Raw genomic sequence first — 19,588 nt, 5'->3', positions numbered from 1 at the left:
CGGGCGTGTTCGCTGGCCGAAACCACGACGTCCCACCCCGAAGGTTCGGGGCGGGACGCGGGCTCGGTGTGTCCGTCAGCCGATGGTGGTGCCCGTGGCGGAGAGGGCCGCGGTGACCGGCTGGAAGAAGGTCTGGCCGCCGGAGGTGCAGTCGCCGCTGCCGCCGGAGGTCAGACCGATCGCCTTGTCGCCGGAGAACAGCGAGCCGCCGCTGTCGCCGGGCTCGGCGCAGACGTCGGTCTGGATCAGCCCGCTGACCGTGCCCTCCTGGTAGTTCACGGTGGCGTTCAGACCGGTGACCGTGCCGTCGTGCACATGGCTGGTGGACCCGCTGCGGGTGACCTTCATGCCCACCGTGGCCTCGGCGGCGCCGGTGATCGCCTGGGTCGAGCCGTCGTAGAGGTCGACCTCGCTCGGATGGGGGGCGTCCGAGGTGTACTTGACCAGGCCGAAGTCGGTGCCTGGGAAGTGGGACTCGGCGTTCTGCCCGATCTCGTTGCCGTCGGCGTCCGACCAGGTGGAGATGTCCGCGGTGCAGTGCCCGGCGGTCAGGAAGTACGGCTGCCCGTCCTTGACCACGTTGAAGCCGAGCGAGCAGCGGCCGCCGGAGCCGTTGATGGCGTCGCCGCCGGCGATGAAGGGTTTGTACTCGCCCTGGAACCGCTTGAGTTCGGCCGTGCCGCCGAGCCCGTGGACCACCTTGTCCAGCCTGTCCCAGCGGGCGCCGGTGACGGACTTGTCGGCCGTGACGACGACCTTGTCCGACACCGGGTCGATGGACCAGGACGTGCCCGGAATGGTCGCCTCCTTCTTCAGCGTCGTACGGGCGCCGTCGAGCTGGGCGAGCGTGTGGGTGACGATTCTGGCCTTGGCGCCCCTGGCCTCCACGGCCTTCGCGGCGGCCTCGTCGAGCACGTTCACGACGAGGCTCCTGGCCTTGGCGTCGTAGTAGCTGCCCGCCGTGTCCGCACCGAGGTGCCTGGTCAGGTCGGCGGCCAGCGTCACGGCCGCCGGAGCGGACAGCGGCCGGATCTGGGCAGCGGGCTTCACGGGTTCACTGGCGTTCGCATTCTGCAAGGTGAGACCCGCTGCGGCCAGCGCGGTGACACCCGCGCCGGCCATGACGAGCCGGCGCCCGGGTATGCGTCGGTGCTTCAACTCACGTCCTCCTGTGGGGGGTTGGCCGTCCGGGTTGTGGGGACCCGACGACCGGAAGGCTGGTTGACGGGCGCCCACTCTTCCGAAACCCACAGGGCGCACACAAGGCCGAGTTCCGGACGCGCCAAGGAGAGGGCCCCGCACACCCGTTCACAGCTGACCCACCGGCACCACCGAGGAAATTTCGGGGCGCAAACACAACGGGCGAGTGGCCCTCATCGGAACGTGACGACGGGACATGGCTCGTTTCGTTCGCCGTCGTCGCCCTTCCTTCACCAGCCGGGCACGGAGAAGCCCCCGCACAGGCGCATCTGTGCGGGGGCTCACAGCGACCGGGCCGAAGCCGGATCCGGTTAGGGGAGCGTGACGCCGTAGTAGCTCAGCGCCTCGGTCACCGGCTGGAAGAAGGTCGTACCGCCGGAGGTGCAGTCGCCGCTGCCGCCGGAGGTCAGACCGTAGGCGACGGACCCGTTGTACAGCGGACCGCCGCTGTCGCCGCCCTCGGCGCAGACCGTGGTCTGGATCAGGCCGGAGACGATGCCGTCACTGCCGTAGTTGACCGTGGCGTTGAGCGCGGTGACCTTGCCGCTGTGCGTACCGGTGGTGGAGCCGCGCCGGTAGACGGTCTGGCCCACGCTCGGAGTGGCCGCGCTGGAGATGGTCTGGCTGCCGACCGCACTCGGGTGCGCGATCGAGGAGTTGGTGTACTTGACGAGCGCGAAGTCGTTGCCCGGGAAGCTGTAACCCACGTTGGTGCCCAGCGTGGTGGTGTGCCCGGAGTTGCTGTACCAGGTGGAGGCGACCTGGCCGCAGTGCCCGGCGGTCAGGAAGTAGTACGTGCTGCCGCTGTGCACGTTGAAGCCGAGCGAGCAGCGGTACTGGCCGCCGTAGATGGCGTCGCCGCCGCTGATCAGCGGCTTGAAGGTGCCGGCCGTGCGCTTGATGGTGAGCGCGCCCGCCTCGGCGCCGGCCTGCTTCTTGATCTTGGCGATCCCGGCCTGGGAGACCCTGCTGTCGACGGTGACCACGACGTGGTTGTTCTTGGCGTCGACGGCCCAGGCGGTGCCGGGTACGTCCGCCTTCATCACCGAGTTGCTCGCCTGAGTGAGCTGCGCGGCGCTGAAGGGGTGGGCGTCGCTGGCGTTCGCCGTGGGGGCGGCGAACGCCGCTGCGGCCAGGAAGCCCGCGGCCACGGCGATCAGCCGGGTACGTCTCGCCGGACCGCTCGGGACAGTGGTGCGCTTGTTCCTCACTTTTCGTTCCCTCCAAGGGGAGTCGGGGGCCCGCGTGGGGTCGGGGCCCGTGAGGCGCAGTCAGGGCCGTCACCGGGTTCCGGCTACTTCATGTCCCTGACAAGCGCTGAGGGGGAGTATTCGGCCGACCGCCCGGTACGCACAAGGGTGCCTTTCGGCCGTCGGACTTTAGTCCTCCTTTGCCAGGCGGCCGTGGCTTTGACTCCCGTTGACGTCAGCTCAGGGTCCGCTCCCCCGCCTCGACCGCCGTGTCCAGCGTGTTCCCGGGCGGCGGGAGGGGGCAGAGGAAGTGGTCGGCGAAGGCGCAGGGCGGGAGCTGCGCGCGGTTGAAGTCGACGGTCGTACGGCCCTCCGCGTCCGGCGCGTCCGGGTAGAGGAAGCGGAACCGGAAACTGGTGTCGCCGCTGGTGGCGTCGGCGAACACCGCCCACAGCGGGCCCTCGCCCTGCCGCGCCACGGCCAGCGTCCGCTCCCGCCCGGCCAGGGTGAAGGCGAGTTCACCGGCGAGGGCGAAGCCGCGGGTACGGCCGTCCGCGTTGCCGAGCCGCAGGACGCGCTGCGCGTCGTACGGCGTGAAGCGGCCCGGCACCGACCACTCGGGGTCGTACTCGGTGGCCTCGATGCCCCGGAACTCCCGTCGGGCCGCGGCACCGGGGTCGTAGACCCGCACCCCCCAGACACCCTCACGCACCAGGACGACCAGCCGTTTCTCGCCGAGCGAGACGCGGGCGGCGGCCTCCGGGCCGATGTCGGCGGTCAGCCGGATCTCGCCGGCGAAGGGGCGGCGGTCCACCCGGAGCCCGTCGGCCTCGGTGGCCGTCAGCACAATGCTTTCACCATCCGCCACCCAAATCCCTGGAATGTCCGGAAGTCGCCCCTCCGGCTGGTCCTCGATCCAGTGGGTGCCGGTCAGCGCGAGCGGTCCGTAGGGCGCGGTGACCGACTCCTCCCGCTTCTCCCGCCACTGCTTCCATGCGTCGAACGCGTCGATTGCCATGCCGTTCCATTCCTTTGTGTGCTTTGTCTTCCCCGGTCGCGGTGCGTGGTGGGCGGGGCGGGCCAGGCCCAGGTGCTCGCGGAGGGTGCCGCCCGGATAGAAGGTCCGGAACAGGCCGCGGTGCTGGAGTAACGCCACCGTGCCGTTGACCAGCCGCTCCAGGTCGCGGCGGGGTTCGACGGGAACCAGGTGGAAGCCGTCGGCGGCGCCCTCCGCGTGCCAGGCGGCGAGCAGGTCCGCGAGATCGACCGGCCCGCCCCGGTACAGCGGGCCCCGCGCGGTGGGCCGGGGGCCGCCCCCGCCGTGGCCGGGCTCGGCCGCGCACTCCCCGCCGCCGAGGTCCACCCGCAGGCTCACCAGCACCCGCAGGGCACCGGGCTCCCGCCCCGCCCTCGCCACCCGCTCCCGCAGCTCCTCGCACACGGCGGCCACCTGCGCCGGACTCACCGCGCGGACCAGGGCGACATCGGCGTACCGGGCGGCGAGGGCTCGGGCACGCCGGGTGCTCGCGTCGATGAGGCCGAGGGGGGCGAGGTGGTACGACGGGTCGGGGGCGGGGGCGGGGGTGGTCTCGGGGCCGGGGCCGAGGCCGGAGCCGAGACCGAGACCGGGGCGGATACCGAGACGGGGGCCGGTGCCGACACCGAAACCGAAGCCGGAGTCGATGCCGAAGCCGGTCCCCTCTCCCCGAACACCGGCGGCATCCGTGACCCGGTCCCCCGGCTCGCCTCCCCGCACGACGGCTCCGTCCGACCCCGCACCCCCGGCCGTGCAGTCGGCCTCCCCCAGCTCCACGTCGAAGCCGCCCCCGTGCACCTCGATCCACCGGCCCACCCGGCCACGGGCGACCCGGTCCAGGGATCCCGACGGGCCGGTCACCCTCGGCACCACCCCGATCCGCCGGGTCGCCGACGCCACCGCCGAGACCAGGTCCAGCGCCTCGGGTCCCGGCCGGCCCGTGGAGTCGTCCAGGGTCACGAAGTCCAGCCGGCCCTGCTCGGCGAGCCGTACCAGTTCGGCGCGGGGACCGGCACCGAGGTGGTCCGGCAGATCGACGGCGGCGGCGAGACACAGCATCCCGCGCCGGTGGCGCCCGCTCATCCGCCCGCCTCCGGCCACCGCGCGCCCCGAGCCGCCTGCCCCCTCCGCCCTCCGGACTCCGGGCACCCCGCGCCCACGCCCATCCTCACAGCACCTTCGCCAGGAACGCCCGCGTCCGCTCCTCCCGCGGCGCCCCCAGCACCGCGCCCGGCGGCCCCTGTTCCACGATCCGGCCGTCGGCCATGAAGACCACCGTGTCGGCGACCTCCCGCGCGAACGCGATCTCGTGGGTGACCACGATCATCGTGGTGCCCTGCGCGGCGAGATCGCGGATGACGTCGAGGACCTCGCCGAGCAGCTCGGGGTCGAGCGCCGAGGTCGGCTCGTCAAAGAGCAGCAGCCGGGGCCTGAGCGCCAGCGCCCGTGCGATGGCGACGCGTTGCTGCTGACCGCCGGACAACCGCCGTGGATACGCGCCGGACTTGTCCGCGAGTCCCACCCGCGCGAGAAGCCGGTGCGCGTCCTGCGCCGCCTCCTTGCGGGACCGCTTCAGCGCGGACACCGGTGCCTCGATCACGTTCTCCAGGACGGTGAGGTGCGGGAAGAGGTTGAAGTTCTGGAAGACGAAGCCGATCTTGGTGCGGCGGCGCAGCACCTCGCGTTCGGGCAGCTCGTACAGCCGGTCTCCGGCCCGCCGGTAGCCGATCGGCGCGCCGTCCACCGTGATCTCGCCCCGGTCCGCCTTCTCCAGGTGGTTGATGGTGCGCAGCAGCGTGGACTTGCCGGAACCGGAGGGGCCGAGCACGACGGTGACCTCGCCGGTGCGGACCTGGAGGTCGATGCCCTTGAGGACGTCGAGCGAGCCGAAGCTCTTGTGCACCGACCGGATGTCGACCATGACGGTCATGGGGTCAATTCCTTTGTTTGGAAGGGGCGTTCACGCGGCGGCGCGTCCGGTCCCCGCGCGCAGGAAGGCGAGTGCCGCCCGCGCGGTGGCGTCGTTCTGCCGGAAGGCGGGTCCGCCGGTGCGCGGCCGGGTGAAGGCGCCGGGCGTGCGGGCGTCGGTGTAGGGGCCGAGCGCGAAGCGGCGGGGGTGCGGGCGTCCGGCGGCGTCGAGGAGGCGGCCGTCGCGGGGATCGACCCGCAGCAGCCCTTCGGGGGTCTCGGCGGCGCCGTCGGCGTGCAGTTCGCGCAGCAGGGGGTCGCGGGCACGGGCGACGGTGGGCGCGGGCAGCCGGGCCTCGACCAGTGCCCGTGCCGTGACGGAGTAGCCGGGCACGGTGGGGCCGGCCGCCCGGAACACCCCGTCCTCGGCGGTGACCGCCATGCCGGCGCCGAGGAAGCGCAGCAGTCCCGCGCGGGACAGCGCGAGCATCTGCCGCAGCCGGGGTCCGGGCGGCCCGGACGCCAGGTAGCTGAAGAACCCGTGCCACCAGGGCCCGATGTCCCCGAGTTGCGCCAACTGCCCGTAGACGGAGAGCAGTCCGAGGAAGACGCCCAGATCGGGGCTGTGGGCAGGGTCGTGGCGGCGGGACAGATCGGCCTCGATGTAGGCGCGCAGCCCGTCCTGGAGGTCCTCGTGCGAGGCGTGGCGCACGCCGGCCAGCGGATGGTCGAGCGCGGCGAGGTCGAGCCGGTCGGCCGGGTCCGGTACGGCGGCGGCGACGAGCGCGTCCCGTTCGGCGGGGCCGTCGGCGGTCGCGTACTTCTCCTCGAAGTCGGCCCAGGCGCTCGCGGTGCGCTCCGGGTGGGCGGTGAACAGCCGGTGGTAGTGGGCGAACCCCAGCTCCTTCTCCACCAGCGGCCAGACATCGCGCCGGAAGTCGAAGCCGTCCGGCCGGGAGCGCAGTTCCTCGATCTCGGCGGGTCCGAGGAAGCGCGGCAGCGGCGGCCGGTCCCCGGTCCAGTCGTAGCCGATCTTCGAGTGGTACGGCACCCCGCGCCGTGAGCCGACGTACAGCACCGGCTCCTGTCCCGAGGGGAGGTAGGTGTCGCCCTCGTACCGGCCGCCGCGGCCCTCGGTGAGCAGCACCATCAGGTCGACGAAGGCCAGCCCGAAGCCCCGCACGAGCACCGGTTCGCCGGGCTTGAGCACGGACAGGTCGCTGTCGGCGGTGAAGTCGGGCGGCAGGTGGACCAGGCCGTGCCCGCGGGCGTACGCGGCCAGCTCGGCCTGCTCCGGGTCGAGTTCGGCGTCCAGGTGGCCGAGGGCGAGGATCACCAGGTCGGCGAGGAGGGGGCGCGTCCGGCCCTCCAGCCACACCTGCTGGCGCCCCTCGCGGGGGCCGCCGACGCGCAGGGCGCGGGTGGGGTGGTGGTGCACGGTGACGTCCGGGGGCAGTTCGGCCAGCGCCCGCTCGTACACGAAGCGCAGGTATCTGCCCTGGAGCTGCCGGTCGGCGAAGGTGCGGCCGTCCAGCGCGGCCCACTCGTGCAGCGTGGGCCCCTCGCGCACCGGCCCGTCCATGCGCACCGTGTCGTCGGTGAACATGGTGACGTCCTCGGCGTGCGAGTTCATCCACAGCAGCGGCGACTGCTCCTGGCGCCAGATGCGTCCGCCGCCCGGTGGGTGCGGGTCCACCAGATGGATGTCGAGGCCCGAACCGGCGTACAGCTCGGGGGCGTTGGCGGCGATGCGTTCGAGGAGGCCGGTCCCCCGCGGACCGGCGCCCACGATCACCAGCTGGGGCCTCATCGGGCCGTACCCGTGCCGCGGGCGTAGCGCTTCTCCACGTAGTGCTGGCCGATGCCGAGCACGGTGGTGACGACCGCGTACCAGAGGGTGGCGACCATCAGCAGCGGGATCACCTGGTAGGTGCGGTGGTAGATCAACTGGGCCGAGAACAGAAGGTCGTTGACGGCGATGACGCTGACGATGGAGGTGCCCTTGAGGGTGCCGATCAGCATGTTGCCGGCGGGCGGCACGATGGAGCGCATCGCCTGCGGCAGCACGATCCGCCGCCAGCGGCGCCACCGGCTCAGGCCCAGCGCCTGGGCGGCCTCGATCTGGCCGCGGTCGACGGAGAGGATGCCGCCGCGCACGACCTCGGCGGCGTAGGCCGCCTCGTGCAGGGTGAGACCGACGATGGCGACGGCGACCGGGCCGAGCAGGTCGACCGTCCTCACCCCGAGCACCGTCGGGTACAGCGCCCCGATGTTGAACCACAGCAGCAGCTGCACCAGGATCGGGATGGACCGGAACAGCCAGACGTATCCCGAACTGACCGCGCGCAGCACGGGGTTGGCGGAGAGCCGGAACGCGGCGAGCAGGGTGCCGAGGGCGAAGCCGAGGATCATCACCACGGCGGTCAGCCAGAGCGTGAGCCACAGCCCGCGCAGCACCGAGCCGGTGGTGAAGTACTCGGCGACGACGTCCCACTGGAACGCCTGGTTGCGCACGACGGAGGTGAGGGCGAGGCCGAGCAGCACGAGGACCACGGCGGCGGCGGTCCACTGTCCGTAACGGCGCTGGGGCACGATCCGGGGGACGGCCGCGGGCCCGGATATCTCCGGGGCGGTGGAGGCTTGGGCGAGGGTGTCGGATGGCATGTGAAGGCTCCGTGACGCGATCGGTCGAACGTCGGAACGGGTTGTGCCTTCACACGGGGTGCGCCGTACGGGCGGCGCGGTCACGGCCGAGCCCCTCAGCAGGGCCGTACACCGAGAGTACGCAAGCGGTCGTCCGCACTGTCAAGGGTGTCCATAGTGTGAGCGGTACGTCTCAAGTCGGTTGACGCGGAACCGGATGCCTGTTCCACTTGCCCCATGCATCCACAGCAGTGGCTGGTCACCCGCTCCCACATCGACTTCGGTCGCGTGTGGTCCTCCTCCTGTTGAGCTGACCCCCTGCGGGGCCTGCCTCCGGCGGGCCTGCTTCGCGCTCTCCGCGTCTTTGATCTCTGCATCCCCGCGTTTCCGCGTTTCCGCGTTTCCGCGTTTCCACTGCTCCACCGCGCCTTCACACGCGCCCCTCCCCTCGCGCTCCCCCACCCCCTTTCCCGCTCAGGTTTCCCGTTCAGGAGAACGCCGCCGATGCGTACGCCGATGTATCGATTCGTCATGCCCTTGACCGCCTTGACCTCGGCCGCCCTGCTGCTCACCGCCTGCGGCTCCGGCTCGGGCACGGGCGGGACCGACGCCTCCGGGGTGGCGGCCGGGTCCGACGCGGTGCCGACCACGGACGTGGTGTCGGCGGAGAAGACGGACCCGGCGGCGGCGAGGCTGCTGCCCGCCGGCACCACCCACCTGACCGTCGCGATCAGCGTCGGCGGCACCCCGCCCGGCACCACCTACCTCGCCGACGGCAGGACGCTGACCGGGCAGGACGTCGACTTCACCAAGGCGGTCGCCAAGGTGCTCGGGCTCAGGCTGACCGTGGACCAGGCGAGCTTCGAGGCGATCCTGCCCGCCCTGGACAGCGGCAAGTACGACGTCGGCGCGAGCAACTTCGGGGTCACCGACGAGCGGCGCAAGACGATCGACTTCGTCACCTACATCAACGACGGCCAGGGCTTCGCCACCCGCAAGGACAGCAAGCTCGGCAGGATCACCGATCTCAGGCAGCTCTGCGGGCTGAACGTGGCGACCGGCGCCGGCACCACGTTCGAGGCCACGCTGGAGGAGAGCAAGCACCTGTGCACGGACGCGGGCAAGAAGCCGTACCAGGTGCAGACGTACGCCGAGCCGAGCGCGATCTGGTCCTCGGTGCAGCAGGGCCGCAGCGATGTCGTGATGTCCACGATCAACGGGCTGCGCTACGCGGTCGCGCGGCAGCCGGGCCTGAAGTTCCTCAACGAGTTCCACCGGCTCGACGTCGGCTTCGCCTTCAAGAAGGGCACCAGGCTGGCACCCGCCTTCCGGGCCGCGGTGAACCGGCTGATCGCCGACGGCACCTACGGCAGGATCCTGAAGAAGTGGGGCACGACGGGCTCGGCGATCACCACGTCGCGGATCTCCCCGCCCGAGATCAAGGGCTGAGCGGGATCAGCAGTCGCAGCCGCAGTCGCAGTCGCAGTTGCCGCAGCAGTCGCAGCAACCGCCGCAGCACTCGCAGACATCGCCGCAACCGGTGTCCCCGCAGTCGCAGTTGGCGCAGCAGCCCTCGCGCTTCTTCCGCGACCACGGCCCCTCGAACTCGCAGCACACCTTGCAGGTGCAGCACACGGCGAGCGCGGCGGCGCAGCCGGCCCAGAAGCCCCTCTTGTCCGGACCCTGCGGCGGACCTCCGTAGGGGTTGCCGTAGGGACTGCCGTACGGGCCCCCCGGCGCGTACGGCCCCTGCGGACCGGGGTTCCCCGGCGCGTACGGCCCCGTCGGCGGTCCGAACGCGCCCCGCGCGCCCTCCGCGTCCGTGCCGGTGTGCGCGCAGCCCGTCGCGCCGAAGGCCCGGTCCACCGAGCGCCGCAGCTCGTGCACGAGCAGCAGATGGACCAGCGCACCGTCGCTGAACTCCGCGTCCTTCAGGGCGAGTCGGATGCCGTGCACGGCGTCGTCGGCGAGCCTGCGCGCCTCGGTGCGGGACGTACCGGTCGCGGTGAGCGGGTTCCAGGCGCCGCAGGCCGCGTCGGCCGCCTGGTCCTCCACCGCGTCCAGCAGATGCGCGAGCCGCCCGAACAGCCGCCCGGCCTCGGCGAGCGGCACCGCGTTGCCGGGCCGGCCGGCCAGCCGTGCCGTGTGCGCGAACGCGGCGGCGGTGGCCGTCTCGGTGGGCTCGGTGACCGTGAGGAGCGGGGTGCCGGTACCGGCCAGCGTCTCGATGCCGAGCTGCCGGTCGACGGCGTCCACCAGGATCCCGGTGTCGAACCCGACCGCCGCCCCGCCGGCCTCCCCGGCCCGGCCCCAGCTCGCCGCGACCTTGCGGGCGGCGGCGGCCACCGGCCTGCGGGCCAGCAGCCCGTCCCGGTCGGCGACATGGTCGCGGACCTTCGCCGCGGCGAGCACCAGGGAGACGGCCGCCGCCAGCCGCGCGCCCTCACCCTGTGCGACGGACGCCGTCCGCATCCCGCGCAGCGCGCACGGCCCCGCCGTACGCCGTCCGCCCTCGCCGCGGCCGACCTGAGCCTCCGTCAACACGGAGATCAGCAAACCGTCATAGTTGGTGACGACACGTGCCAGCTGGCCATGGTCGCGGCGCAACGCGAGGCAGAGCCCGCACAGATGCGCCATCCACTCGGTCCTGAAGCGCTCACCGAGCCGGTGTGAGCAGGGTCTGACTATTCCGAACACCGCGTTTCCCCCGTGTGTTGTGGTGGCAGCGGCTTCACCCGTACGCACCGGGCGTCACCCATCCGCCGCCGACCATCATATTTCACTCACAGTCAGCAGCCGTACGTGTCACAACCCTTGGGGGACAAGGAGTCTCGACGGATCGGCTGTGCACCAGTACCGTCACAAACCCCCCGTGCGGCGACTATCCACTTGGCGCGTTGTCAGCATCATGGATGACCATAGGGGAAGGTGCGGAAGCACGAGAGACCGCTGAGGAAGGAGGCGTCCATGGGATCGGTACGCAAGGCGAGTGCGTGGCTCGGCCTCGTCGACGACAACGATGACGAGCGCTACTACGACGACGACTACTCCGAGGGCACCACGTCCGGGGACGCCTGGGTGACCGACCCTCGGGTGCAGGTGGCCGCGGACAAGGCCGAGGAGAAAAGCCGGCGGATCGCCACGGTCACCCCGGACAGCTTCCGGGACGCCCGTGCCATCGGCGAGCTGTTCCGGGACGGGGTCCCGGTCATCGTGAACCTCACCGGCATGGAGCCCGGCGACGCCAAGCGGGTCGTGGACTTCGCGGCGGGGCTGATCTTCGGTCTGCGCGGCTCCATCGACCGGGTCTCCACGCGGGTGTTCCTGCTGACCCCGGCCGACACGGAGATCATCAGCGGTGACGCGTCCGCGCACCGCACGGACGGCTTCTTCAACCAGAGCTGAGGCGGGGCCGCTCACCGGCCCCGCCCCATCCGGTGGCTCACCGGAACGCGTCGAGCCCGGTGAGCGCCTTGCCCAGCACGAGCTGGTGCATCTCGACGGTGCCCTCGTAGGTGAGCACCGATTCGAGGTTGGTCGCGTGCCGCATCACGGGGTATTCGAGCGAGATCCCGTTGGCACCGAGGATCGTCCGCGCCGTACGGCAGATCTCGATGGCCTCGCGGACGTTGTTCAGCTTGCCGAAGCTGACCTGCTCCGGGCGCAGCCGCCCGGCATCCATCCGCCGCCCCAGATGGTGGGCGAGCAGGATCCCCTTGTGCAGTTCGACCGCCATGTCGGCGAGCTTGGCCTGGGTGAGCTGGAAGCCGCCGATGGGCCGCCCGAACTGCTCGCGCGTCTTCGCGTACTGAACGGCCGACTCGAAGCTGCTGCGCGCGGCGCCCATCGCGCCCCACACGATGCCGTAGCGGGCGTGCGAGAGACAGCTCAACGGGCCGCGCAGCCCGACCACCTCCGGCAGCACGGCGGACGCGGGCAACCGCACGTCGTCCAGGACGAGTTCACTGGTGACGGAGGCGCGCAGGGACCACTTGTGCTTGATCTCGGGCGCCGAGAAACCGGGCGTGTCGGTCGGTACGACGAAGCCGCGGATGCCCTCCTCGGTCTGCGCCCAGACGACGGCGACCCCGGCGACCGACCCGTTGGTGATCCACATCTTGCGCCCGTTGAGCACCCAGTCCTCGCCGTCGCGCTTGGCATGGGTACGCATCGACGCCGGGTCGGAGCCGTGGTCCGGCTCGGTCAGGCCGAAGCAGCCGATCACCTCGCCTGCGGCCATCCGCGGCAGCCACTCCCGCTTCTGCTCCTCGCTGCCGAAGCGGTGGATGGCGTACATGGCGAGGGAGCCCTGCACCGAGACCAGCGAGCGGATGCCGGAGTCGGCCGCCTCCAGCTCCAGGCAGGCCAGCCCGTACTGCACGGCCGAGGCGCCCGCGCAGCCGTACCCGGTCAGGGACATCCCGAGGGCGCCGATGCCGCCCAGCTCGCGCGCGAGTTCCCGGATCCGGGGCAGTTCGCCCTTCTCGTACCAGTCGGCGATGTACGGCAGCACACGGTCGGCCGCCCAGCCGCGGACGGTGTCCCGGACCGCCAGGTCCTCCGGCTCCAGCAGATCGTCGATCCCGAGCGGGTCGGCGGCGTCGAACGGGGGCAGCTTCGCGGACATGGGACACCCTCCGGATACTGAAAACTAGCAGCGCTAGTTACGGCTTCGCAGCCGACGTTACGGGGCAGTGTCCCGCACGTCCAGAGGGGTCAGGCGGAGACCCGCGGCTTGCCGGGGACCTGCGGCTTCCCGGCGGTGCGCGGCTTGCCGGAGACGCGCGGGGAGGGCACCCCGGAGGCGGGCTCGGGGGCGACCGGCCCGGAGGCGGGCGGCTCGGAGGCAGCGGGCTCGGAGGCAGCGGGCTCGGAGGCCGGCGGTGCCGCGTCCGCCGCCGCGCCGCACTGCATGAGCCGCGGCAGCCGCAGCGCCAGCACCGCGCCCAGCAGCAACAGGCCCGCGCTGACCAGCAGGGTCAGGTGCAGCCCGTGCACGAAGGAGTCCCGCGCCACCCGGCGCAGCACCGCCCCGGTGGGGCCGCCGAGCCGGTCGGCGACGTCGTAGGCCTCGCCGAGCGAGTGTCCGGCGGCGGTCGCGTCGGGGGCGGAGACGCCGGGGACCGTGCGCAGCCGGGGGGTATAAGCGGCGTTCATCACACTGCCGAGCAGCGCGATGCCGATGCCGGCGCCCAGCTGGTACGAGGTCTCGCCGACCGCCGCCGCCCCGCCGGCCCGGTCCGCCGGTGCCTCGCTGAGCATCGACTCGTAGGCGCCGAACAGGGTGGTCTCCAGGCCGAAGCCGAGCAGCACGAAGCCGGACAGCAGCAGCGGCGCGTCGTCGCTGTCGCCCATCGCGGTCAGGGTCAGCACCGCGACGGCCGTCAGGCAGAAGCCGGTGCACACCATCCGGCGCGGCCCGAACCGGCGCAGCACCCGCGCGCCCAGCAGGCCGGCCGCCATCGCGGCCACGGTCAGCGGCAGCAGCCGCAGCCCGGTGGCGAGCGGCGACAGGCCGAGCACCAGTTGCAGGTACTGCGCGGCGATCAGCTCCAGGCCGACCAGCGCGAGCATGGCCAGCACGATGCAGCCCACCGAGGTGCTGAAGGCGGGCCTGCGGAACATGCGCAGATCCACCAGCGGATGCGGCAGCCGCCGCTGGCGTCGTACGAAGAGGACCAGGAGGGCCGCGCCGGCCAGCAGCGGCACCAGGGTGAGCGGGCTCGCGGGGGCCTCGTCGCCGCCGAGCCGCTTCACCCCGAGGACGAGGCCGAACAGACCGGCGGCCGCCATCAGCGCGCCGGCCACGTCCCAGGGTCCGTCGGCCGTGCCGCGGGACTCGGGCAGCAGGAGCCGGCCGACCGGGAGGCTGATCAGCATCAGCGGGATGTTGACGAGGAAGACCGAGCCCCACCAGAAGTGCTCCAGCAGGAAGCCGCCGAGCAGCGGTCCGACCGCCGCGCCGACCGCGGCGACCGCGCTCCACACGCCGATGGCGAGGGCGCGCTCACGCCGGTCGGGGAAGACCTGGCGCAGGATCGACAGGGTGGCGGGCATGATCATGGCGCCGCCGACGCCGAGCAGGGCGCGGGCGAGGATCAGCACTTCGGCGGTGTGCGCGCAGGCGGCCACCGCGGAGGCCACGCCGAACAGCCCGTAACCGAGCAGGAGCACGCGCCTGCGTCCGACGCGGTCGCCGAGGGTGCCGAAGAGGATCAGGAGGGAGGCGCAGACCAGCGGGTAGACGTCGACGATCCAGAGCAGCTGGATGGCGCCGGGCCGCAGGTCCTCGCTGACCGCGGGGACGGCCACGTGCAGCACGGTCGCGTCGAGGGCGACGAGCAGCAGGCTGGCGCACAGGACGACGAGGACGACCCAGCGGTTGGCACCGGGCCCGGCCGTCCGGTGGCGCGGCCGGAGCGCGGCCGTGGTCGTCCCGGACATGTGCGTACCTCCCAGATGTTCCCCCGTGCGGTGCGGAGCGACAGGCTCTCCTTTGTCGTGCGGCCGGGAGGAGCGGTGTTCCCGGACCCCGCTGAACCCGCGGGAATGGCTCGTCAGCCTACGCGAGTCCGCGGCGCCCCCGCGTGGCGGACCTCTCACCGCGGGGCGGCTTCCCTGTGGGGTGCGCCACGTCGCACCGGCCCGGCGGGCGGCCGGTTCCCCCGTCCGGTCGATAATCGGGCCCGTGACCGATCTCAGGACCGGCGTGGCCGCGCCCCCCGCCCCGCCCCATGCCCCGCCCCGTGCCCCGCTGCTGCGCCGGGCGGCCCCGGCCGTGCTGGCGTACGCGGCGGTCCGGGCCCTGGGCCTCGTGGTCCTGGCGGTGTGGAGCGCCGCGCGCGGCACGAGCGCGCTGACGCTGCTGACCGCGCGCTGGGACTCCCTCTGGTACACGCGGGTCGCCGCACTGGGCTACGGCTACCAGGTGCGGCTGCCGGACGGCGACGTCCACTCGAACCTGGCGTTCTTCCCGCTGCTGCCCTGGCTGGAGCGGCTGCTGCACGCGCTCACCGGGCTGCCGTACGGGCAGGCGGGCCTCGTGGTGAGCCTGGTGGCCTCGCTGGCCGCGGCGGCGGGGATCTTCGCGGTGGCCGAGCATGTGTCCGGCCGCCGGGCCGGGATCTGCGCCGTACTGCTGTGGGCGGTGCTGCCGGTCGCGGCCGTGCAGTCGATGGCGTACAGCGAGTCGCTGTTCACGGCGCTGGCGGCCTGGGCGCTGTACGCGCTGCTGACCGGGCGGTGGGTGGGAGCGGGGCTGCTCGCGGCGCTCGCGGGGCTGACCCGGCCGGTGGGCGGGGCGGTGGTGGCGGCGGTGTGGGTCGCGGCCGCGGCCTCGTTCGTGCGGGACCGAAGCGCGGCGCACGCGAACGGCGCACAGCAGCCCGCACACGCCCCCGCGCACACCGCCGCCCCCTCGGACACCGCCGACCGCTCCTGCACCGCCGCCCCCTCGGGCACCGCCGTCCGCCGTCTCCTCGGTGTGCTCCTCGCCCCGCTCGGCGCGGCCGGTTACGTCCTCTGGGTCGGCCACCGCACCGGCAAGGGCCCGCTCGGCTACCTGGACGTCCAGGCCGGCTGGCGCAACGGCTTCGACGGCGGGTACGCCTTCGCGCGCTTCGTGGCCGAGAAGTTCACCTCGTTCCCCGCCGCGCTCGCGGGCGCCGGCCTGATCGCGGGCGTCGCGCTGCTGCTGTGGCTGTACGTCGCCGGTGTCCGCCGGGGCCAGCCGCTCGAACTGCTCGTCTACACCGGCGTGGTGCTCGCGCTCGCCCTGTGCGCCTCCAGCTACTTCGGCTCCAAGCCCCGGCTGCTGCTGCCCGCCTTCCCGGTCCTCTTCCCGCTCGCCGCCGCGCTCGCCCGGCTGCGGACCTCCCGATCCGTCCTGGTCACGGCGGGGTTGGCGATCGTCTCCGCGGTCTACGGGGCCTTCTGGCTGAACGGCTCGGGGCCGCCATGATCCACTCCGGGGGGCCCGATGACGCCCCGGAGAATTGCGGCCCAGGGCCGGGTTAACGCATTTATAAGTGCCATATAAACAACACCCGGCATGATCAAAGAAATTACAGAGGGCGGCCTCACCGGATTGCGGAATCCTGTGAAATTCAACCGCCCTTGAGAGGTTTCCCACATCACATCGTCATCACAAAGACGCTGTTTCGACCGGGACCACAGCTCACTCGCTGTAACGTCGATTGGGTGCGTACCGAACGGAACCTCACCCGGCGTCTGGACCGGGTGTTCGCCAGGCTGGACCGCGAGCCGGAACGGCCGGCCCATATCGATGTGCCGGTGATGAGCCGGCACCGGGTCGTGCTGTTCTCCGCGACCCTCGCCTTCTATCTGGCGATCGTATGGGCCGTGGTGACCACCTCCTGGCTCGTCCGGCTCGACTGGCAGGTCATGTTCTTCCGGCCTTACCAGCAGTGGCCGCAGATCCACGCCTTCCTCGACTACTACGTGGTGCTCGGCCAGCGCGGCCCCACCGCGGTGATGGTCGCGGCCTGGCTGGGCTGGCGCTCCTGGCGGCAGCACACCCTCCGCCCGCTGCTCACGCTCGCCACCTCGCTCCTGCTGCTGAACGTCACGGTCGGCGCCGCCAAGTACGGCATGGGACGGCTCGGCCCGCACTACGCGACCGTGATCGGCTCGAACGAGATGGTCAGGGGCGGCGATATATTTCCCAGCGGTCACACCGCCAACGCGGTGGTCACCTGGGGCATCCTGGCCTATCTGGCCTCCACTCCGCGTGCCCGCCGCTGGCTCTCGGCGATCTCCGCGATCACCTCGCTCGGCGTCGGTCTCACCACCGTCTACCTCGGTACGCACTGGCTCAGCGACGTGCTCCTCGGCTGGGCCGCCGGCCTGCTGATCCTGCTCGCCCTGCCGTGGTTCGAGCCGCTGATCGCCCGGACCGAGGTGTGGCTGTTCGATCTGCGCGACCGCTGGCGCGCCCGGCGCAGCCGGCCCGCGTCCGAACCGGCCGTCCCCGTCGCCCCGGTGGTGCTCGCCGGGCCGCGCGGCTCCGCGGCCGAGCAGCCCGCGCCGGCCCGCGAGCCGGTCTCCGCGACCCGCGCCTCCCGCGGCCTGGTGCACCTGGCACCCGGCCCGCACACGGCGCGTTCGGAACGCAGCCCGCTCACCCCGGCGGGCCCCCGCCGCCCGCCTGGCGCCGACCGGGCACCGCGCGGCACCACCCCGGCCCGCCCCCTGACGGGCGGCTGAGGCCCCGGCGCCGGGCCCCGGTACGCACCACACCGGCCCGCGCCACGCCGAAGGCCCCGCTCCCGCAGAGGGAGCGGGGCCTTCGCACTTCCCCCGGTCAGCCCTTCCAGGCGCGGGCCACCCGGCCGTCGCGCACCTCGAAGTTGAGCCGCCCCGCCCGGTACTCCATGGTGATGATCGCGCCGGGCGGCAGCGCGCGCACGGTCGACCAGCCGCGCTCACGGGCGCGCCGCTCGGCCTCCTCGGCGTCGAGGCCGACGTACCCGTCCGGGTTGTCCTGGGGCTCCGCTGGCGGAGTGGGAATCGGTGCCATACGGCCACGCTAGGGCGGCACCCGCGGTGACGGAAGCCGGGCACGGCAGGGTAAGAGCAGGATCAGACTCCCGTCACACTTCTGTCACAGCTTCCGGGGTCTCGTTTCGGTCGAACTTCCTCACACGAACGAGGGTTTCCGTGCCGCCCACCGGGGGATTCGAACGGAATTCCCGCGTGTCACGGCGCCCTCCCGAATTACCCGGCGGAAAGTGCCGTGGTGAGGATCGGGACGGGTCCCGGAACCATGATTCCCCGAGGTAATCCGGCGCCGAGCCACCGGAGCTGACACCGCATAGGAAATTTTCACGGATTCCGCACATGCCGGTGCGCGGGCCGCCGGTGCGGGCCTCCCTGGGGGGCGGGACGACGCGAAGGGGCGAGCGATGGGGACCGAGACCGCGGGCGCGACGACGCGACCGGTGCGCGGCCTACCGCGGGCGGGCCGGGTGGCGGTGGACTGGCTCACCACCACGGACCACAAGAAGATCGGCCATCTGTATCTGATCACCGGCTTCGGCTTCTTCCTGGCCGCGGGAGCGATGGCGCTGCTGATGCGGGCCGAACTCGCCCGGCCGGGGCTGCAGCTGATGAGCGAGGAGACGTACAACCAGCTGTTCACCCTGCACGGCACCATCATGCTGCTGCTGTTCGCGACGCCGAGCTTCGCCGGGTTCGCCAATGAGCTGATGCCGCTCCAGATCGGCGCCCCGGACGTGGCCTTCCCCCGGCTGAACATGTTGTCGTACTGGTTCTTCCTGTTCGGCGGGCTGATCGTGCTGGGGTCCCTGCTCGCGTCGGACGGGGCCGCCGACTACGGCTGGTTCGCCTACGCGCCGCTCAACGACGCGGCGCACTCCCCCGGTGTCGGCCCCGACCTGTGGATCATGGGGCTCGCGCTCTCCGGGTTCGGGACGATCCTCGGCGCGGTCAACTTCATCACCACGATCCTCGGGATGCGGGCGCCGGGCATGACGATGTTCCGGATGCCGATCTTCACCTGGAACACCCTGTTCACCTCGATCCTGATCCTGCTGGCGTTCCCGGTGCTGGCGGCGGCGCTGCTGGTGCTCGAGGCGGACCGGCGATTCGGGGCACAGGTGTTCGAGGCGGCGAACGGCGGGGCGCTGCTGTGGCAGCACCTGTTCTGGTTCTTCGGGCATCCCGAGGTCTACATCATCGCGCTGCCGTTCTTCGGGATCGTCACGGAGATCATCCCGGTCTTCAGCCGCAAGCCGATCTTCGGGTATCTGACGCTGGTCGGCGCGACGATGGCGATCACCGGGCTGTCGATCGTGGTGTGGGCGCACCACATGTTCGCGACAGGCGCGGTGCTGCTGCCGTTCTTCTCCTTCATGTCGTTCCTGATCGCGGTGCCCACCGGGGTGAAGTTCTTCAACTGGACCGGCACGATGATCCACGGCTCGCTGTCCTTCGAGACGCCGATGCTGTGGGCGCTGGGCTTCCTCGTGACGTTCCTGTTCGGCGGGCTGACCGGGGTGATCCTCGCGTCGCCGCCACTGGACTTCCACGTCACGGACTCGTACTTCGTGGTGGCGCACTTCCACTACGTCGTCTTCGGCACCGTGGTCTTCGCCGTGTTCGGCGGGTTCGCCTTCTGGTGGCCGAAGTTCACCGGGAAGATGCTGGACGAGCGGCTGGGGAAGATCCAGTTCTGGACGCTGTTCACCGGCTTCCACACGACGTTCCTGGTGCAGCACTGGCTGGGCGCGGAGGGGATGCCGCGCCGCTACGCCGACTACCTGGCGGCCGACGGGTTCACGGCGCTCAACACCGTGTCCTCCATCGGCGCGTTCCTCCTCGGCCTGTCGACGCTGCCGTTCCTCTACAACGTCTGGAAGACGGCGCGCTACGGCGAGAAGGTCGACACCGACGACCCCTGGGGCTACGGCCGCTCCCTGGAGTGGGCGACGTCCTGCCCCCCGCCGCGGCACAACTTCGTGACCCTGCCGAGGATCCGCTCCGAGTCGCCGGCGTTCGATCTGCACCATCCCGCCTACGCGGCACAGGCCCCCCAGCCGGAGCCGAGGGGCCATCAGGCGCGGGACTGACC

Annotated in this window: 15 protein-coding genes and 1 pseudogene; 5 read left to right on the top strand and 11 right to left on the bottom strand. The window is 72.0% G+C overall.

Annotation, left to right across the window (positions count from 1 at the left end; translation table 11 throughout):
• Positions 1-75: 75 nt before the first annotated feature.
• The 7 genes and pseudogenes from ACZ7EC_RS30235 to ACZ7EC_RS30205 all read right to left on the bottom strand — a co-directional run bounded on the left by ACZ7EC_RS30235 (position 76) and on the right by ACZ7EC_RS30205 (position 7,998).
• Positions 76-1,158, bottom strand: coding sequence for a S1 family peptidase (locus ACZ7EC_RS30235; protein ID WP_471067568.1), 1,083 nt, complete (start codon positions 1,156-1,158; stop codon positions 76-78).
• A gap of 353 nt (positions 1,159-1,511) precedes the next feature.
• Positions 1,512-2,411 carry a S1 family peptidase gene (locus ACZ7EC_RS30230; RefSeq protein ID WP_471067566.1) on the bottom strand — a complete coding sequence of 300 codons (900 nt, stop codon included), beginning with the start codon at positions 2,409-2,411 and terminating at the stop codon, positions 1,512-1,514.
• 214 nt (positions 2,412-2,625) lie between these two features.
• A complete protein-coding gene (locus tag ACZ7EC_RS30225; RefSeq protein ID WP_471067738.1) occupies positions 2,626-3,408 on the bottom strand; it encodes a DUF1684 domain-containing protein in 783 nt (260 codons plus the stop codon).
• 354 nt (positions 3,409-3,762) lie between these two features.
• Positions 3,763-4,485, bottom strand: a pseudogene (locus ACZ7EC_RS30220) (LLM class flavin-dependent oxidoreductase); the annotation flags it as partial.
• 109 nt (positions 4,486-4,594) lie between these two features.
• Complete coding sequence (locus ACZ7EC_RS30215; RefSeq protein WP_471067562.1) at positions 4,595-5,356, bottom strand: amino acid ABC transporter ATP-binding protein; 762 nt, start codon at positions 5,354-5,356, stop codon at positions 4,595-4,597.
• Between the two features lie 30 nt (positions 5,357-5,386).
• Entirely contained in the window at positions 5,387-7,144 is a 1,758-nt protein-coding gene (locus ACZ7EC_RS30210) for an FAD/NAD(P)-binding protein (RefSeq protein ID WP_471067559.1), read from the bottom strand.
• Entirely contained in the window at positions 7,141-7,998 is an 858-nt protein-coding gene (locus ACZ7EC_RS30205; protein WP_471067557.1) for an amino acid ABC transporter permease, read from the bottom strand. The genes ACZ7EC_RS30210 and ACZ7EC_RS30205 overlap by 4 nt, the downstream gene beginning before the upstream one ends.
• Positions 7,999-8,508: 510 nt before the next feature.
• Here ACZ7EC_RS30205 and ACZ7EC_RS30200 point away from each other — a divergent pair.
• Entirely contained in the window at positions 8,509-9,426 is a 918-nt protein-coding gene (locus ACZ7EC_RS30200) for an ABC transporter substrate-binding protein (protein ID WP_471067554.1), read from the top strand.
• 6 nt (positions 9,427-9,432) lie between these two features.
• Here ACZ7EC_RS30200 and ACZ7EC_RS30195 read toward each other — a convergent pair whose 3' ends face one another.
• Positions 9,433-10,674, bottom strand: coding sequence for a DUF5685 family protein (locus tag ACZ7EC_RS30195; RefSeq protein WP_471067551.1), 1,242 nt, complete (start codon positions 10,672-10,674; stop codon positions 9,433-9,435).
• A gap of 270 nt (positions 10,675-10,944) precedes the next feature.
• On the opposite strand from ACZ7EC_RS30195, the gene ACZ7EC_RS30190 reads away from it, so the two are divergent.
• Positions 10,945-11,382, top strand: coding sequence for a cell division protein SepF (locus ACZ7EC_RS30190; protein WP_361681394.1), 438 nt, complete (start codon positions 10,945-10,947; stop codon positions 11,380-11,382).
• Positions 11,383-11,419: 37 nt separating this feature from the next.
• Here ACZ7EC_RS30190 and ACZ7EC_RS30185 read toward each other — a convergent pair whose 3' ends face one another.
• On the bottom strand, positions 11,420-12,604 hold the full coding sequence (locus ACZ7EC_RS30185) for an acyl-CoA dehydrogenase family protein (protein ID WP_471067547.1): 1,185 nt from the start codon (positions 12,602-12,604) through the stop codon (positions 11,420-11,422).
• A gap of 89 nt (positions 12,605-12,693) precedes the next feature.
• Entirely contained in the window at positions 12,694-14,421 is a 1,728-nt protein-coding gene (locus ACZ7EC_RS30180) for an MFS transporter (protein ID WP_471067545.1), read from the bottom strand.
• A gap of 244 nt (positions 14,422-14,665) precedes the next feature.
• On the opposite strand from ACZ7EC_RS30180, the gene ACZ7EC_RS30175 reads away from it, so the two are divergent.
• Both ACZ7EC_RS30175 and ACZ7EC_RS30170 read left to right on the top strand, forming a co-directional pair.
• Positions 14,666-15,937: a glycosyltransferase family 39 protein gene (locus tag ACZ7EC_RS30175; protein ID WP_471067542.1), complete on the top strand. Its 1,272-nt coding sequence runs from the start codon at positions 14,666-14,668 to the stop codon at positions 15,935-15,937.
• A gap of 239 nt (positions 15,938-16,176) precedes the next feature.
• Positions 16,177-17,202, top strand: a complete 1,026-nt coding sequence (locus tag ACZ7EC_RS30170; protein WP_471067539.1) for a phosphatase PAP2 family protein — start codon at positions 16,177-16,179, stop codon at positions 17,200-17,202.
• Positions 17,203-17,299: 97 nt separating this feature from the next.
• On the opposite strand, the gene ACZ7EC_RS30165 is transcribed toward ACZ7EC_RS30170, so the two are convergent.
• A complete protein-coding gene (locus ACZ7EC_RS30165; RefSeq protein WP_471067536.1) occupies positions 17,300-17,515 on the bottom strand; it encodes an I78 family peptidase inhibitor in 216 nt (71 codons plus the stop codon).
• Between the two features lie 385 nt (positions 17,516-17,900).
• On the opposite strand from ACZ7EC_RS30165, the gene ctaD reads away from it, so the two are divergent.
• Positions 17,901-19,586, top strand: coding sequence for an aa3-type cytochrome oxidase subunit I (gene ctaD, locus ACZ7EC_RS30160; protein WP_471067534.1), 1,686 nt, complete (start codon positions 17,901-17,903; stop codon positions 19,584-19,586).
• Positions 19,587-19,588 lie beyond the last annotated feature (2 nt).

Source organism: Streptomyces sp. NPDC037203 (assembly GCF_055605065.1).
This window is presented reverse-complemented; position numbering and strand designations above follow the sequence as displayed.